The following is a 15,128-nucleotide window of genomic DNA, read 5'->3' as shown; positions in this document are numbered from 1 at the left end:
CCACATGCCAGACATTCTGACGTCCAGGTTCCTGTTCGGTCCCGGCCCGAGCAATTGCTACCCCGAAGCCATGGCCGCCTTGGCGTACCCCGTGCTCGGCCACCTGGACCCAGTGTTCATTGAGCGGCTGGACCACACCTGCGAGGGGCTCCGTACAGTGTGGGGGACTTCCAATGCGCGCACACTTCCGCTGAGCGCTACCGGTTCCGGCGGGATGGAAGCGGCTTTCGTGAACACCGTGTCCGACGGCGACGTGGCAGTCATTGCCGTCAACGGACTGTTTGGGGTACGGATGTGTGAGGTCGCCCGGCGCTGCGGCGCAGAGGTGGTCCGCGTGGACCATGAGTGGGGCCAGCCCATCGACGCCGACCGGGTGCTCTCGGCACACCCTCATCCCAAAGTGATCGCGGCGGTCCACGCTGAGACATCCGTAGGCGTGATCTCCGACATCGCAGCCCTCGGTGCCGGCAAGGGAGACGCCCTGCTGATCACGGACGCCGTCACATCGATCGGTGGGTTGGAGCTCCTGGCGGACGACTGGGGGATCGACGTCGGATACGCGGGCACGCAGAAGTGCTTGGGCGTCCCGCCGGGATTGTCGCCGTTCACCGTGTCCGACCGCGCGTTCGAACGCCGCGTTAAGGACCCGCGCTCCTGGTACCTGGATATTGGGCTGCTCGGCGGCTACGTCGGCGCGGCCAGCGGTGCCCGGACCTACCACCACACTGCACCGGTCACCATGATCGCCGGCCTGGAAGCTGCGTTGGACCGCATCCTCGCCGAAGGGCTGGACGTTGTGCAGGCCCGGCATCGCGCCGCTGGTGACGCGTTGCAGAACGGGCTGCAGGAGATGGGGCTGGAACTGTTCGCCGCCGAAGGTTCCCGGTTGCCGAGCCTCACCACCGTCAAGGTGCCCGACGGCGTCAACTCGGCTGCCGTGCGCGCCTACCTTTTGGAGCACTTCAGCATGGAAATTGGCTCTGGGGTGGGGGAATACGCGGACACGGTGTGGCGGATCGGCATGATGGGCCCTAACGCCAACAGTGCGTCGGTGACACTGGTGCTGGGCGCGCTGAAGGAGGCCCTCGCCAAAGCCTGACGCTCTCTCACGTCCCGCCTGCTTGGGCCTGACGCTCTCTCACGTCCCGCATGCTTGGGGGTGACGCTCGCTCACATCCCGGCGTCGTACTTCAACGTCACCGAGGCGAGGGCCGAGTCGTCGTCGGGCTGGATCCCTGTGACGGTGAGGGTCCCCGCGCCAGGGAGGGTGACGGACTGCCCCTCCCGGAAGGCCTGCTTCCGTTCCTCCTCTGCCGTCCGGATCCAGAACTGCACGGCAGGAGCTCCTTCCGCGATGCCGATCTTCACCACCCCAACTTTCACGCCGTCGAAGGTTGGCTGCATTCCTTGCTTCACGGTTACCAGCTGTTCCACGGCCATCCCTACTTCACATCCACGGAGTACACGGAATCGAAGTTCTCCTTGTACTCATCTTCGGTCAGTTCCAGCGTTCCGGACTTGTGGTCGCTGTCGCCCTCCATGTAACCGCCTGAAGGCCCCCATGGGTTGGCCAGCACGATGACCTTCTGGCCGTCGTCGTTGATTTTCACATCCACCACCATGTACGCGTGGTTGGGGACCACATCTGTGCGGTTGACCTCTTCAGATTCCCAGAACCAGTCGAAGTCGTCGTCTTTCACATCTTCGGTGCCTACGGAGACCGCTTTGCCGTCCGAAAGTTTGTCCTCGATGTCGTCCAGGTTCAGCTCCCCGTCCCTATCCGCGGACTTTCCGGTCATCAGCTCCATGGCTTCGTTGCTGTAGCCGCCGTCGATGTCATCGTAGGAGCCGCCCCGGTGCTCAGCGGCAGCGCGTTCGTAGATGGACAACCAGTTCGGTTGGCCGTCTGCGCCGCGGACTCCGCCCTCCGTGGACTTGGCCTCCACAGTCACCTCCACGGGTTCGCCGTCGTCATACAGGGTGACAACCCAGTGTGTTGGCGGGTCGCCGACGGGACGCATATGCGATTCCAGGAACTCATCCAATTTGCCCTGCCGCTCCAATTCCTGGGCCACCGAACCCATCCCGGCCAGCAGCCAGCAGTCACCGATCTGGCCCTGGCGGACATCACTGGGGTTGCCGGCGTCGGGGTCTTTGCGAACATCGCCGGGAACATCGACGTCGGGCGTGTCCGGGTTCAGGGGCCCGGGGTCGCCGGGTGGGTTGGAGTCGCCCCGCCCGGAACGATCGGAGCCCGAAGACCCCGAGCTGGACTTGTCCTGCTCGTCCGCGTTCCGGGCCAATTCCGTGGCCTGGTCCCGTAGCTCGGCGGAGATCCTCACCAACATGGGCCGGTGCTCGGAGTTCCACGACGCCCGGAATATCGCAGCATCCCTGCCATCCCAGCGGGCGTTGGTGATGAGGTTGCCCAGCTCAAGGGACAACGAGGTCATTCGCTCGGAGTGTCGGGACATGGTTTTGGCCAATGTCCGCAACTGTTCAACATCAGCACCGTAGAATCCCGGCATTACTTGTCCCCCCCTGCCAGTTCGTTGGTATCGCAGCGTTCGGACGCCACCGGCGCGGTGATCCGCAGGTAGGCCGGGCTCTTCGATTCGATGGTGACAGTGGCGCCGACGCCGTCAGTGCTCCGAGTGACCACCCAGCCGCCCGGGACTGGGTCAGTGCCGTCAAATGTTGGGAATCCGTGCTTCTTGAGGACGGGATCGGCGGCAGTAAAGACCTCTTCGAAGTTCCTTGAACGCTCCACAATGTCCGCGCTGCTTTTCATGCTCTGCGGGGAAAACACGCACCTGCCGTCTTGAGCGTGGCTCATGCGTGCCGGATCATCCGCGGACCAAGTGATGTCCGGCATCTGTTTCTCCAGCGCGGCAACGAGGTCGGCGCGCAGCGAATCGTACTTGTCGGCGCTCTCGGCCAGGGGAGCCGGACTGGCGGTGACGGGAGGCGCGCTGCTCGGTTCCCGGGTGGGACCGTCGGGAGTGGTGGTGCATCCCGCAGCAACGGTCGCCATCAACATGGCAGCAGCCAGCGCCCAAGGGCTTCGGTCCAGACGGCGGTTCATAGGATCCTCAGTTCGTTGAGCGCCCGACGGCGGTTCTCACCGAATGCTGTCACGCCGGCTTGGGTATGGCGATGGGGAGAACAACCCGTGGGGTGTGAGTGAGGGTTGGGTTGAAGGGGGTGGGATGTGAGTGAGGGTTGGGTTGAAGGGGGTGGGGTGTGAGAGAGGGTCGGCCGGAAGGGGGTGGGGTGTGAGTGAGGGTTGGCCGGAAGGGGGTGGGATGTGAGTGAGGGTCAGGTGTTGCGGGTGAGGATCCAGGTGTTGGTGCCGTCCTGGCGCTCGAACGTCACAGTGGTCACCAGTGCCTCGATCAGTGCCAGCCCCCGCCCGGACTCCGCCTCAGAATCAGGCATGGACGCCTGCATGTCGTCGGCGAACGGCTCGCGGGCGTTGAAAGCGCTCACCCTGGCCACCAGTCGGCTGGGACGGACGCTGATGTCGACGTCGATCTCCACAGGCTTCTCTGCCGCCGGCAGCGCGTGCTGCACAATGTTGGCGGCGGCTTCGATCACGGCGGTCGCGAAAGTCATCCGGTCCATATCGGGCACGAAGGAAGCATCGTCCCACAAGGCATCCAGTTCGTTGTGGATGGACTCGATTGCTTCCTCGGTGGAAGGCCCGTGGAACCCCCGGCGGGCGATCACGTCAGTCATCGCCGAATGCTTCCTCAGCCGAAGGGTATGCCGTCAGCACGCGGTCCATGTTGGTCAGTTCCAGCACCATCTTCACCTGCGGCTGAACTGCGGCGATGCGGAGGTCGCCACCGGCCTGGCGCGCTGCTTTGAGGCAGCCGATCAGTGCGCCCAGCCCGGACGAGTCCATGAAGTTGGTCTCGGCCAGGTTCACCACCACGCGGTTGGAACCCGATGCCACAACCTCGTTCACTACCTCGCGGAGTTTGGGCGCGGCCACCATGTTCAAACGGCCCACGCTCTTCACTTCCGCGTAGGTGTCCTTGACCTCATAGCTAAACTGCATCTGTATTCCTTTCCTCCGGGCGCTTGGGCCCAACATCCTCAGGCACGAAACCCTTGTACAAAACTGCCTTGACCAGCACGCTCAGGACCACCAGGTCGAACGCCACCCACGCCACGTTCACCAACGTGCCCAACGGTTCGGAAAGCCCGGTCAGCAGACGGGCGATGCCCACCACCATTGCCACAGCCAGCAAGACGGCCACGGTGATCTGGGGCCGGATCAGGCTCCAACTCGGTCCGCCGCTTTGGCGGGCCTTGGGGGTGACCGCGAACCCGAGGGGACGGCCGAACCAGACGTTCCGCGCCGCCGTCGTGCATGCCTTGATCCACGTGGGGAACAGCGCAAGGCTGTACTGCTGCCCGCGCCAGGTGGGAATCCCGTGCCCCGCCACCACGAACAGCAGCTGGTTGACCACCATGAACGGGATGAAGCGGATGAAGAAGTCCCAGCTGAGGCTGCTGACCGGGAGGATGCCGAGGGTCAGGTAAATGATCGGCGCGGCGAAGTAGACCACGGCCGCAAACCCGCTGAGGTAGCTCCACATGGTGGAGAAGTACATGAGCCGTTGTCCCCAGGACAAACGCCGTTGCACCAGCGGATTTTCGCGAAGCAGGACCTGCATGGTGCCCTGTGCCCAGCGGAGTCGCTGGGTGAGCATGGTTTTGAGGTCCTCGGGCGCGAGGCCGTTGGCCAGGATTTCGTGGTGGTACACGCTCTTCCAGCCGAGCCCGTGGATGCGCATGGCCGTTGCCATGTCTTCGGTGACCGAGATGGTGGCCAGGGGCATGATCGGCTGGGCTTCGTCGGTGCGTTCCACGGAGATCGCGTCCAGGACGGCGTGGACCGATTCGAGCGCACCCAGGGGCGACCAGTCGCGTCCGGACATGCGGTCGACGGCGTCACTCGCCACAGTTGTCACGCCACCTTCGCCGACGTGGGCGAGTTCCATTGCCGCGATTTCTTCGAGGTCGGACTGCAGGGCGGAGAAGTCCGCTGCGACCAGGGTGCGCACGGCTTCGTCCACTTTGCGTCGCACGCGGTAGGTGATCTCGCTGAGGGAGACCCGCGCGTCGAGTTCCTGTTGGGCTGCCGTGGTGGCGGCCTCCACCTCGTTGAGCATCTGCTCCACCAACGGGTTACGGGCCTCCTCCGAGCGCCGGGCCTTCTTGATGGCCTGCTTGGAGGCGCTCAATGCCCGCCGGACACTCTTCTCCGTGGCTTTGACGTAACCCACCAAGCCCAGTTGCATCAGGGCTTCGCGGCGAAGGATCGCGTTGGAGCCGCAGAAGAAGGCCGCGTTCCAGCCGTCCTTGCCCTGTTGGATGGGGCCGTAGAACAGGGGAGCCTGGCTGCCCAGGGGATCGTCGGCGGGTACGTTGATGAAGTACTGCGGGGTTTGGACCAACGCCACGCGGTCGTCGTTGAAGTAGCCCAGCGTTTTGTCCAGGATGTCCGGTTCCGGGGTTTGGTCGGCGTCGAGGATCAGCAGGTACTCGCCCGAGGTGACCATGAGCGCGTTGTTCAGGTTCCCTGCCTTGGCGTGCCGCGGCATGTCAGGGGTCCAGTCCGCTCCGCGCGTCACGTAGCCGATCCCGTGGGTGTCGGCGAGGTCGCGCATCTCGGGGCGATTGCCGTCGTCGAGAATCCAGGTGCTGTGCGGCCACCGGATGTCCTTGGCGGCCAAGGCCGTGGTCAGGACCAGGTCCAGGGGTTCGTTATATGTGGTGATGAAGACGTCGACGGTGGCATCGGCAGGCGGCGGGGGAGGCGGCTTGCGGATCTTGAGGTTCCAAACCGTCAAGCCGAAAAGCATCACGTCGATCAGGCTGTACGTCTCGGCAATGACCAACGGAACGGCGATCCACCACGCATCCCAGTTCAGTGAGGCAAACCAACGCCAGGCCACATAGTTGACGCCCAAAATGACCGTGAGGACAACCAGAAGCCGGGTCCAGAAACGTGTCACAATCCCCCTTTAATGTGGCTCAGCGTTGACGGCGAACGACGACGGCGGTCACGTCATCTTCGGCGGTCGCAGCGGGTGCCAACTCCAGAAGGGCGGCGCAGACCTCGTCCGAGGTAACTCCGTTGCGTGTCACCTTTTCGACGTTAACCAGGAATTCTTCAAGGGAGGCGTGGGCATCGAGCACTCCGTCGCTGACGATCACCAGGGAATCTCCGGGCTCCAGCTCAAGTTCCGCGGCCGGCCACAGCTGGTCGTCGAGGATGCCCACTGGCGGACCGGCTGAGACCAGCCGTTGAGCAGCCCCGTCAGCCGGGACGTGCAACGCAAGGCCGTGACCGGCGTCGATATAGCTGAGCTTGCCTGAGCCGCTGTCCAGGCGGGCGTGGAACATGGTGACGAATGAGCCGGACTGGTCAAGGTCCGAGGTGATGGTGGCGCTGGCCGAGCCGAAAGCGTCAGCAATGGCCGGGGTGTCTGCGACTGACCGCATCACTGCCCGGACGGTCGCTGCGATCAGGGCGGCGCCCATTCCCTTGCCCATGGCGTCGGCGAAGGTCAGGTGCATGCCGTCGCTGGTTTGGTACCAGTCGTAGAAGTCCCCGCCAACGCTGCGGGTCGGGCGGAAGGCACCAGCGACGTCGTAACCGTCAACGCGGACGGTCTCCCGGGGGAGGAGGCTCTGTTGGACCACGGCCGCCCGCTCGAGTTCATCGGCTTGGCGCTGATCCTCGGCGGGAGCGGCAGGGGTGCGTGCCCGCCGGAACAGCGCGCGGATGCGGGCCTGGACTTCCTTGGGGCTGAAGGGCTTGCTGATGTAGTCGTCGGCGCCGGTGTCCAGGCCGTTGAGCCGGTCGATCTCGTCCGCGCGGGCTGTGAGCATCAGAACATAGGCGTCCGAGAATTCGCGCAGCCGCCGGCAGACTTCCATGCCATCGATGTCCGGAAGATTGATGTCCAGCGTCACCAGTTCGGCGTTGGTGTTCCGGACGGCCTCGACGCCGGAAAGGCCATCGGGTGCCTCTGTCACCACGAAGTCGAGCTGCTCGAGGATGAGGACGAGGAGCCCGCGGATGTCGGCGTCATCTTCGACAACGACAGCGTGGCGTGGAGACGAGGTTGAGGCCATGGCTCCATTAACTAATGCGGCTGGGTATTTGTCACGTTTAGTCACGACATATGAAACGCCCACTCACAAAAGTGAGCGGGCGTTACATGATTTGTGCAGTTACGTGAGAGAGGGATCGGCTCAAGCAGGCGGGATGTGCGAGAGGGATCCGCTCAATCGGGCGGGATGTGAGAGAGGGTTAGACGCCCAGCTCTTCCTTCAGCGCCTGGACGTGGCCCTGCGCAGAAACCTGGTACTGGGCGAGCTGGACTGTGCCTTCGCCATCCAGGACTACGGTGGAGCGGACGATGCCCTCGACGATTTCGCCGTCTACCAGCTTCTCGCCCCAGGCACCGTAGGCCAGGGCAACCTTGTGATCTTCGTCGGAGAGCAGCGGGAAGGTCAGCGCGAATTCGCCGGTGAACTTGGCGAGGGCCTCGGGGCCGTCGGGGGAGATCCCGATGACGTCGTAGCCGTTGCCCTGCAGGCTGGCGAGGTTGTCGCGGAAGTCGCAAGCCTCGGTGGTGCAGCCGGGGGTGGCCGCCTTGGGGTAGAAGTACACAATGACGTTGCGTCCGCGGTAGTCGGACAGCGAGACCTTGGTGCCGTCGGCGTCGAGAAGCGCGAAATCAGGTGCTTGCGTTCCGACGAGGAGTTTCTGGGTCATGGCGATCCTTTACATTCAACCGGTGTGCACCGGCGGTCATTTCAAACAACAGCGATCATTCAAAGAACGAAGTCAATGAAGTAGAACAGCGAAATCAGATGCTGTATTCCGCAGGTCCGCGCACTGTGGCATAAGGCCCTGGCACGAACTGGTAGCCGCCACCACGGACGGTGGCGACGGTGTGTCGGGCGGAGCCTAGCTTCCGCCGCACCCTTCCAACATAAACGTCGATCGAGCGAAAAGCCGCGCCGGGGAGGTCAAATGACTCCAGGAAGCGTTGCAATTCTTCACGTGCAATGGCCCGGGAGCAGTTCACCACGAGGTAGCGCAGCAGCTTGTATTCCATGCCAGTAAAGGAAACGGGCTCCCCATCCAGCAGGACTACTTCAGCGGCGAGGTCCACCGCAAGTTGGCTGCGGCGGCTGGCCAACGTTACGGGCTCGACGGCGGTGCTGCCGCCCGCTGAGGCGCCGTCGCCGCCGTCGGAAGCGGCTTCCGAACGCGCCTCCGCGAGGGCGTCCGCGAGTGTCACGGTCGCCGCCGACTTGGTACCGGCGTCGGCGGCTTCCTGCGGAGTGCCGCCCCAGGAAGTGTCGCCGACGCCGGAGTGCTCTGCCCCGGGGGCGGGCCAGATGCGGACTTCCGCCTCCGGGGCAAGTTTCATGGCACGGGCCAGCACAAGTCGTGCCGCCCGATCCCAGACCTCAGGATCGATCTCGTCGCCCTCGGCCGGGTTGACCCAGAGCGCGAGGCCGTGAGCTGTCAGGCCGTTGCGATCGTTGAGGCTCCGAGGGTTCTGGCCGGGCCGCCGTGCGGAGGACCCGCGTGCTGCGGGTCCTCGCGACGGCGGTGGCCCGTAGGCATTGACTGCCATGACGGTTGACCTAAACGTTGCCGCGGCGGAGCAGCTTGCCGCCGGGGTTCTGGCCGTCGATCGGGGTGCCGCGCAGGTACGTCTTGCGGACGACGCCGGCGAGCGGACGGCCGTCGTACGGCGTGATCGGGTTCTTATGCTTGAGCTTGGTGACGTCCACAACGAAGGCTTCGTCCTGGGCGAAGATGGAGAAGTCGGCGTCGTAGCCCAGGGCGAGCTGGCCCTTGTTGTGCAGGCGGGCCAGGGCAGCGGGCTTCTCGGCCATCCAAGACACCACCTGTTCCAGCGGGATGCCGCGGTGGCGGGCTTCGGTCCAGATCAGGGACAGGCCCAGTTGCAGTGAGGAAACGCCGCCCCACGCCACAGCGAAGTCACCGTTCTCCAGGTCCTTGAGGTCCAGTGTGGAGGGCGAGTGGTCCGAGACGATGCAGTCGATGGTGCCATCCTGCAGGCCCTTCCAAAGGAGCTCGCGGTTGGAGGCTTCGCGGATGGGCGGGCAGCACTTGTAGGCCGTGGCGCCGTCGGGGATTTCTTCGGCCATGAGCGTCAGGTAGTGCGGGCACGTCTCAACGGTGAGGTTGACGCCGTCGCGCTTTGCCGAAGCGATCATGGGAAGCGCGTCGGAGGAGGAGAGGTGCAGGATGTGGGCGCGGGCGCCGGTCCAGCGAGCGCGTTCGATGACCTCGGCGATGGCCTTGTTCTCGGCGCCGCGGGGACGGGAGGCCAGGAAGGTCTCGTAGTGGTCGCCGCCCGGGTGCGGGGCGCGGTCGATCGCGTGGGAGTCCTCGGCGTGGACGATCATGAGGGAGTCGAAGGACTTGAGTTCCTTCATGTCCTCTTCCATCTCGTCCGCGTCCAGGTGCGGGAACTCGTCCACGCCGGAGTGCAGGAGGAAGCACTTGAAGCCGAACACACCTTCGTCGTGCAGGGGACGGAGGTCGCTCTTGTTGCCCGGGATGGCACCGCCCCAGAATCCGACGTCCACGAACGCCTGGTCCTTGGCGACCACGCGCTTCTGCTCCAGGCCGTCCACGGTGGTGGTGGGCGGGATGCTGTTCAGCGGCATGTCGATGATGGTGGTCACGCCACCGGCGGCAGCGGCACGCGTGGCGGAGGCGAAGCCTTCCCACTCGGTGCGGCCGGGCTCGTTGACGTGGACGTGGGTGTCCACCAGGCCGGGGATAAGGGTTTCGTCGTCTGCGAGTTCGATGACCTCGTTGCCCGTCAGGCCGTTGCCCAGCGGTTCGATGGCCACGATGATGCCATCGCGGATGCCAACTTCGCGGGCTGCGATACCGGCGGTGGTCAGGATGCGCTGGCCCCGGATAACGAGGTCATAGGCGCCGATTGCTTCAGACATTGAGGTACTCCTTGTTTTCGGTCCGTTCCGCCAGGTACACGCCTATGTGCTTACCTAATTGTTCAAGCAACGGACCTGCTTCAGCGATACATTTTTGGACATCTTTTTCCAGATCGGTCAGTGCATGGACCGTATGGAAGCCGGCGTCCGTGAGTTGTTCCCGGCTCAGGGTACTCCGACCGCAGACTGCGATCACGGGAACCCCGTTCCTCTGTGCCGCCCGCGAAACACCCATGGGCGTCTTGCCGAGCAGGCTTTGCTCGTCCAGGCTGCCTTCTCCGGTGATCACCAAGTCGGCGCCCTTGAGCCTGCGCTCGAGTTCAGTGAATTCAAGCACGACGTCGATGCCCGGCCGCCGCTCTGCCTTCAGTGCCGCAATGGCAATGTAGCCAACGCCGCCTGCCGCTCCAGCGCCTTCTGCTTTGGCTGCGTACTTGGCATGTTGCCCGCTGGTGGCTGCCAGTACGTCCACGAAGTGGCTCAGCGCTGCATCGAGTTCGGCGACGTCGTCCGGCGTCGCGCCCTTTTGCGGACCGAAGATGGCTGGGGCTCCGCTGGCCCCCAAAAGGGGATTGTCGACGTCGGACGCCAACACGAACTCCGTGGCCTCGATGCGGACGTCGAAGTTGGAGAAGTCGATGCTGTCGATGTCCGCGAGTGCGGCACCGCCGCCGGGGAGCTCGTTGCCGTCCTTGTCCAGGAACACGGCGCCGAGGCCCTGAAGGACTCCCGCGCCGGCGTCGGTGTTGGCGCTGCCGCCGACACCCAGGATGATCTTGCGGCAGCCGAGGTCCAGCGCGGCGCGGATGAGTTCGCCCGTGCCGATGCTGTTGGCCTTCTTGGCCGTTTCGCTGCTGGGGCCCTCCGGGAGGAGGGCGAGACCGGAAGCTGCCGCCATTTCGATGACAGCTTCCTGGTCCTTGATGGCGAAGTCCGCTTTCACGGGTTCGCCCAGCGGACCGGTGACCGTGGTGGTGCGGCGGGTGAAGCCGGAGCCGATGGCGGCATCGATGGTTCCTTCGCCGCCGTCGGCCACCGGAATGCGTGTTACTTCAATGCCTTGGCCGAACCCCGCCTGCAGGCCTGTTGCCAGGTGCTTGGCGACGTCGGGCGCGGACAGCGAGCCCTTGAATTTGTCCGGGGCGATGACAACACGCATTCCGGTGCCTCCTTCCTTTACTTACTTACGCTTTGGTCAGGATCGCGGTGGGTGCGTCCGCCGCGGTCTCTGCCAGCTCTTCGAACTCGTTCACGCCGTTGATCTCAACGCCCATGGAGATGTTGGTGATCTTTTCCAGGATCACTTCAACAACCACGGGAACCTTGAACTCGCCCATCAGAGCCTTGGCCTTATCGAAAGCGGCAGGCAGGTCGTTCGGGTCCTCAACGCGGATGGCCTTGACGCCCAAGCCTTCGGCAACCTTGATGTGGTCGACGCCGTAGCCGTTTGTCTCCGGGCTGTTGATGTTCTCGAAGGCCAGGGAAACGTTCTGTTCCATGTTGAAGCCGCGCTGGCTCTGACGGATCAGGCCCAAGTAGCTGTTGTTCACCACAACGTGGATGTACGGCAGGTTGAACTGTGCGCCTACGGCCAGTTCCTCGATCATGAACTGGAAGTCGTAGTCACCGGACAGGGCAACAACGGTGGCATCCGGGGTTCCACGAACAACGCCCAGGGCGGCGGGAGCGGTCCAACCCAGCGGGCCTGCCTGGCCTGCGTTGATCCACTTGCGGGCACCGAACACGTGCAGCATCTGTGCGCCGGCGATCTGCGACAGGCCAATGGTGGACACGTAGGTGGTGTCGCGGCCGAAGGCCTTGTTCATCTCCTGGTACACGCGCTGCGGCTTGATGGGCACGTTGTCGAAGTTGGTCTTGCGGTGCAGGGAGCCCTTGCGCTCCTGGCACTCGGCAACCCAACCCGAGTAGTCCGGCAGGGTCTTGGCTGCCTGGCGTTCGCGAGCCAGCTCCAACAGACCGTCCAGCGCCGCACCGGCGTCGGACGCAATGCCCAAGTCCGGCGAGAAAACGCGACCGATCTGCGTCGGCTCGATGTCGATGTGCACGAACTTACGACCGGCCGTGTAGGTGTCCAGGCCGCCGGTGTGGCGGTTGGCCCAACGGTTGCCGATGCCGATAACGAAGTCGCTCTGCAGGAACGTCTCGTTGCCGTAGCGGTGCGAGGTCTGCAGGCCAACCATGCCGGCCATCAGCTGGTGGTCGTCCGGGATGGCGCCCCAGCCCATCAGGGTGGGGATAACCGGAACGTTCAGGATCTCGGCCAGCTCAACCAGCTGTGCCGAAGCGCCGGCGTTGATGACGCCGCCACCGGCAACGATCAGCGGGTGCTTGGATGCGGTCAGCAGGTCCAAAGCCTTTTCCAGCTGCTTGCGGGAAGCCTTGGGCTTCTCGATGGGCAGGGGCTCGTAGGCGTCGATGTCGAACTCGATCTCCGCCATCTGAACGTCGATGGGCAGGTCCAACAGAACCGGGCCCGGACGACCCGAACGCATCAGCTGGAACGCCTTCTGGAACGCTCCGGGAACCTGGCCCGGCTCCAGGATGGTCATGGCAAACTTGGTCAACGGCTTGGCGATGGACTCGATGTCCACGGCCTGGAAGTCTTCCTTGTGCAGCTTGGCAACGGGTGCCTGACCCGTAATGCAGAGCATGGGGATGGAATCAGCCTGGGCCGCGTACAGCCCGGTGATCATGTCCGTGCCAGCGGGGCCCGACGTACCGATGCAGATGCCGATGTTGCCATCAGCTGCGCGGCTGTAGCCGTCGGCCATGTGGCTGGCGCCTTCAACGTGGCGGGCCAGCGTGTGGCGGATGCCGCCGTGGGCACGCATTGCGGAATAGAAGGGGTTGATCGCTGCGCCGGGCAGACCGAAAGCTTCGGTTGCGCCTTCCTTTTCCAGGATGGCTACGGCCGCATCAACGGTGCGCATCTTTGCCATGGTGTACTCCTTGTTTTTTGCCCTTTCGGGCGAAGTCTGTGGTGTTTTTGGGTGTGGTGAGGGAGCCGCCGTCGTTTAAGTACGACGGCGGGTTCCCTACTTGTGTTGCTTGGTGCCTTTGGGCGGGTGCTTACTTCCGGCCGCTGAGCTGGAGGACCTGCTTGAAGAGGCCCGAGTGGTCGAGGCCGCCGTCGCCCTGGTTGACGGTTGCGGCGACGAGCTGGGCGACGACTGCGCCGAGCGGGACAGCGACGTTGGCTTCGCGGGCTGCGGAGGTGACGATGCCGAGGTCCTTGTGGTGGAGGGCCAGGCGGAAGCCGGGGTCGAAGTTGCGGTCGAGCATCTTCTGACCCTTCTGGTCGAGGACCTTGGAGCCGGCCAAGCCGCCGCCCAAAACCTTGAGTGCTGCGTCGGTGTCTACGCCGTAGGCCTCGAGGAAAGCGATGGCCTCGCCGAGAACCTGGATGTTGACGGCCACGATCAGCTGGTTGGCTGCCTTGACGGTCTGGCCGGAGCCGGACGGGCCGACGTGGACGATGGTCTTGCCCACTGCGTTGAGGACATCCTGTGCTGCCTCGAAGTCTGCTGCTTCGCCGCCGACCATGATGGACAGGACTGCGTCGATTGCGCCCTGTTCGCCACCGGATACGGGAGCGTCGAGCGGGCGGATGCCTGCTGCTACGGCGTCGTCCGAGAGGCGCTTGGCGACGTCCGGGCGGATGCTGGATGCGTCGATCCAGATGGTGCCCTTCTTCGCGTTGGCGAAGACGCCGTCCTTGCCGCTGACAACACCCTCAACATCGGGGGAGTCCGGGACCATGGTGATGACGACGTCGGCGTCCTTGACTGCGTCCGCGATGCTGGTGGCACCCTGGCCGCCTTCGGAGACGAGCTTGTCGATCTTGTCCTGGCTGCGGTTGAAACCGGTGACCGTGTGGCCGGCCTTGACGAGGTTGATGGCCATGGGGAGGCCCATGATTCCGAGTCCGATGACTGCAACGTTGCTCATTGTGGTTCTCTTTCTGAAAGTCTGTGTTTTAACTCGTGCGGGCTATTTGGTGAGCGCCGCCGCTTTGGTGGGTGCCGCCGTCGTTAGTTGGCGTTGGCGCGCTGGCGGATGGCCCAGCTGAAAGCCGATTCCTGCGGTTCCTTGTACTCGAGGCCGATGTAGCCGTCGTAGCCGAGTTCGCGGCTGCGGGCGATCCATTCGCCGAGGGGGAGCGTGCCGGTTCCGGGAGCGCCGCGGCCGGGGTTGTCGGCGATCTGGATGTGGCCGAAGTCCTTGGCGTGGTTCTCGATGACGGATTCGACGTCGTCGCCGTTGACTGCCAAGTGGTAGAAGTCGGCGAGGAGCTTGATGTTCTGTGCGCCGGATTCTGCCTTGACGCGGGCGATGACCTTGAGTGCGTCTTCGGCGGTGAGGAGCGGGTACTTGGGTGCGCCGCTGACCGGTTCGAGAAGGACGGTGCCGCCGATGCGGGCGACGCCTTCTGCTGCTGCTGCGAGGTTCTTGGCGGCGAGTTCGTCCTGCTCTTCAGGGGTGAACTCGTCCTGGCGGTTGCCGTAGAGGGCGTTGAAGGCCTTGCAGCCCAGGCGCTCACCGATGCCGGCGACGACGTCGATGTTGTCCTTGAACTCGGAGCAACGTCCCTTCCAGGAAACCAGGCCACGGTCGCCGCCGGGCATGTTGCCAGCGTTGAAGTTCAGTCCCGTGAGCTGAACACCGGCGTCCTTGATGGCTGTTTCAAACTCGGTGGTCTCTTTGTCGGTGGGAACCGAAGTGGCGAAGGGCCACCAGAACTCGACGGCGTCAAAACCGGCTGCCTTCGCGGCGGCGGGGCGCTCGAGCAAGGGCAGCTCCGTCAGGAGGATGGAGCAGTTCACTGTGTACGTCATCGTAGGTCCTTCCGAGGAGGGGCTTGGATCTATCTTCCTCTGTGCTTCGGCTGGGCCTTTGCGTTTGGCTTCAGTTTCCGCTTTGTGGAATTTAGATTCTGCTTTATGAAAAGTCTAGGGAAGGTGGGGGTGCGAGTCAAGGGGTGGGCGGTGATGTGGGATACCAGAGGCATCGCTTGCATCAAGCGCGTCAATTGGATGCTGCCCTCATCTTCCGTTCCACCAGCACCTGCTTGA

General features: G+C 64.1%; 14 protein-coding genes and 1 pseudogene. 1 reads left to right on the top strand and 14 read right to left on the bottom strand.

Features of this window, described 5'->3' with window-relative positions:
- Positions 1-4 precede the first annotated feature (4 nt).
- Complete coding sequence (locus ACNQOP_RS12835; RefSeq protein WP_416404692.1) at positions 5-1,099, top strand: pyridoxal-phosphate-dependent aminotransferase family protein; 1,095 nt, start codon at positions 5-7, stop codon at positions 1,097-1,099.
- A gap of 71 nt (positions 1,100-1,170) precedes the next feature.
- On the opposite strand, the gene ACNQOP_RS12830 is transcribed toward ACNQOP_RS12835, so the two are convergent.
- The 14 genes and pseudogenes from ACNQOP_RS12830 to ACNQOP_RS12765 all read right to left on the bottom strand — a co-directional run bounded on the left by ACNQOP_RS12830 (position 1,171) and on the right by ACNQOP_RS12765 (position 14,891).
- A complete protein-coding gene (locus tag ACNQOP_RS12830) occupies positions 1,171-1,434 on the bottom strand; it encodes a hypothetical protein (protein WP_416404691.1) in 264 nt (87 codons plus the stop codon).
- 8 nt (positions 1,435-1,442) lie between these two features.
- On the bottom strand, positions 1,443-2,528 hold the full coding sequence (locus tag ACNQOP_RS12825) for a C2 family cysteine protease (protein WP_416404690.1): 1,086 nt from the start codon (positions 2,526-2,528) through the stop codon (positions 1,443-1,445).
- On the bottom strand, positions 2,528-3,085 hold the full coding sequence (locus ACNQOP_RS12820; protein ID WP_416404689.1) for a hypothetical protein: 558 nt from the start codon (positions 3,083-3,085) through the stop codon (positions 2,528-2,530). The genes ACNQOP_RS12825 and ACNQOP_RS12820 overlap by 1 nt, the downstream gene beginning before the upstream one ends.
- Before the next feature lie 233 nt (positions 3,086-3,318).
- Positions 3,319-3,738 carry an ATP-binding protein gene (locus tag ACNQOP_RS12815; RefSeq protein ID WP_284987607.1) on the bottom strand — a complete coding sequence of 140 codons (420 nt, stop codon included), beginning with the start codon at positions 3,736-3,738 and terminating at the stop codon, positions 3,319-3,321.
- Positions 3,731-4,063 (bottom strand): STAS domain-containing protein, encoded by a 333-nt coding sequence (locus ACNQOP_RS12810; protein WP_257369546.1) that lies wholly within the window; start codon positions 4,061-4,063, stop codon positions 3,731-3,733. Before ACNQOP_RS12810 ends, ACNQOP_RS12815 begins: the two co-directional genes overlap by 8 nt.
- Positions 4,053-6,029 (bottom strand): glycosyltransferase family 2 protein, encoded by a 1,977-nt coding sequence (locus ACNQOP_RS12805; protein ID WP_416404688.1) that lies wholly within the window; start codon positions 6,027-6,029, stop codon positions 4,053-4,055. The genes ACNQOP_RS12810 and ACNQOP_RS12805 overlap by 11 nt, the downstream gene beginning before the upstream one ends.
- 19 nt (positions 6,030-6,048) lie before the next feature.
- Positions 6,049-7,155: a PP2C family protein-serine/threonine phosphatase gene (locus tag ACNQOP_RS12800; protein WP_416404687.1), complete on the bottom strand. Its 1,107-nt coding sequence runs from the start codon at positions 7,153-7,155 to the stop codon at positions 6,049-6,051.
- Between the two features lie 178 nt (positions 7,156-7,333).
- A complete protein-coding gene (gene bcp / locus ACNQOP_RS12795) occupies positions 7,334-7,801 on the bottom strand; it encodes a thioredoxin-dependent thiol peroxidase (RefSeq protein ID WP_257369550.1) in 468 nt (155 codons plus the stop codon).
- A gap of 94 nt (positions 7,802-7,895) precedes the next feature.
- The gene (locus ACNQOP_RS12790) at positions 7,896-8,675 is read right to left on the bottom strand and encodes a winged helix-turn-helix domain-containing protein (RefSeq protein ID WP_416404686.1); all 780 of its coding nucleotides are present in this window, start codon (positions 8,673-8,675) and stop codon (positions 7,896-7,898) included.
- 10 nt (positions 8,676-8,685) lie between these two features.
- Positions 8,686-10,035, bottom strand: a complete 1,350-nt coding sequence (gene allB / locus ACNQOP_RS12785) for an allantoinase AllB (RefSeq protein WP_416404685.1) — start codon at positions 10,033-10,035, stop codon at positions 8,686-8,688.
- On the bottom strand, positions 10,028-11,194 hold the full coding sequence (locus tag ACNQOP_RS12780; protein ID WP_416404684.1) for a glycerate kinase: 1,167 nt from the start codon (positions 11,192-11,194) through the stop codon (positions 10,028-10,030). The genes allB and ACNQOP_RS12780 overlap by 8 nt, the downstream gene beginning before the upstream one ends.
- A 25-nt stretch (positions 11,195-11,219) precedes the next feature.
- Positions 11,220-12,995, bottom strand: coding sequence for a glyoxylate carboligase (gene gcl, locus ACNQOP_RS12775; RefSeq protein WP_416404683.1), 1,776 nt, complete (start codon positions 12,993-12,995; stop codon positions 11,220-11,222).
- 130 nt (positions 12,996-13,125) lie between these two features.
- Positions 13,126-14,010, bottom strand: a pseudogene (locus ACNQOP_RS12770) (2-hydroxy-3-oxopropionate reductase); the annotation flags it as partial.
- A 77-nt stretch (positions 14,011-14,087) separates the two neighbouring features.
- Positions 14,088-14,891, bottom strand: coding sequence for a hydroxypyruvate isomerase family protein (locus ACNQOP_RS12765; RefSeq protein WP_105692055.1), 804 nt, complete (start codon positions 14,889-14,891; stop codon positions 14,088-14,090).
- Between the last annotated feature and the right edge of the window lie 237 nt (positions 14,892-15,128).

Origin of the sequence: Arthrobacter sp. LFS091 (genome assembly GCF_047977885.1) — a bacterium.
Classification (GTDB): Bacteria; Actinomycetota; Actinomycetes; order Actinomycetales; family Micrococcaceae; genus Arthrobacter.
This window is presented reverse-complemented; position numbering and strand designations above follow the sequence as displayed.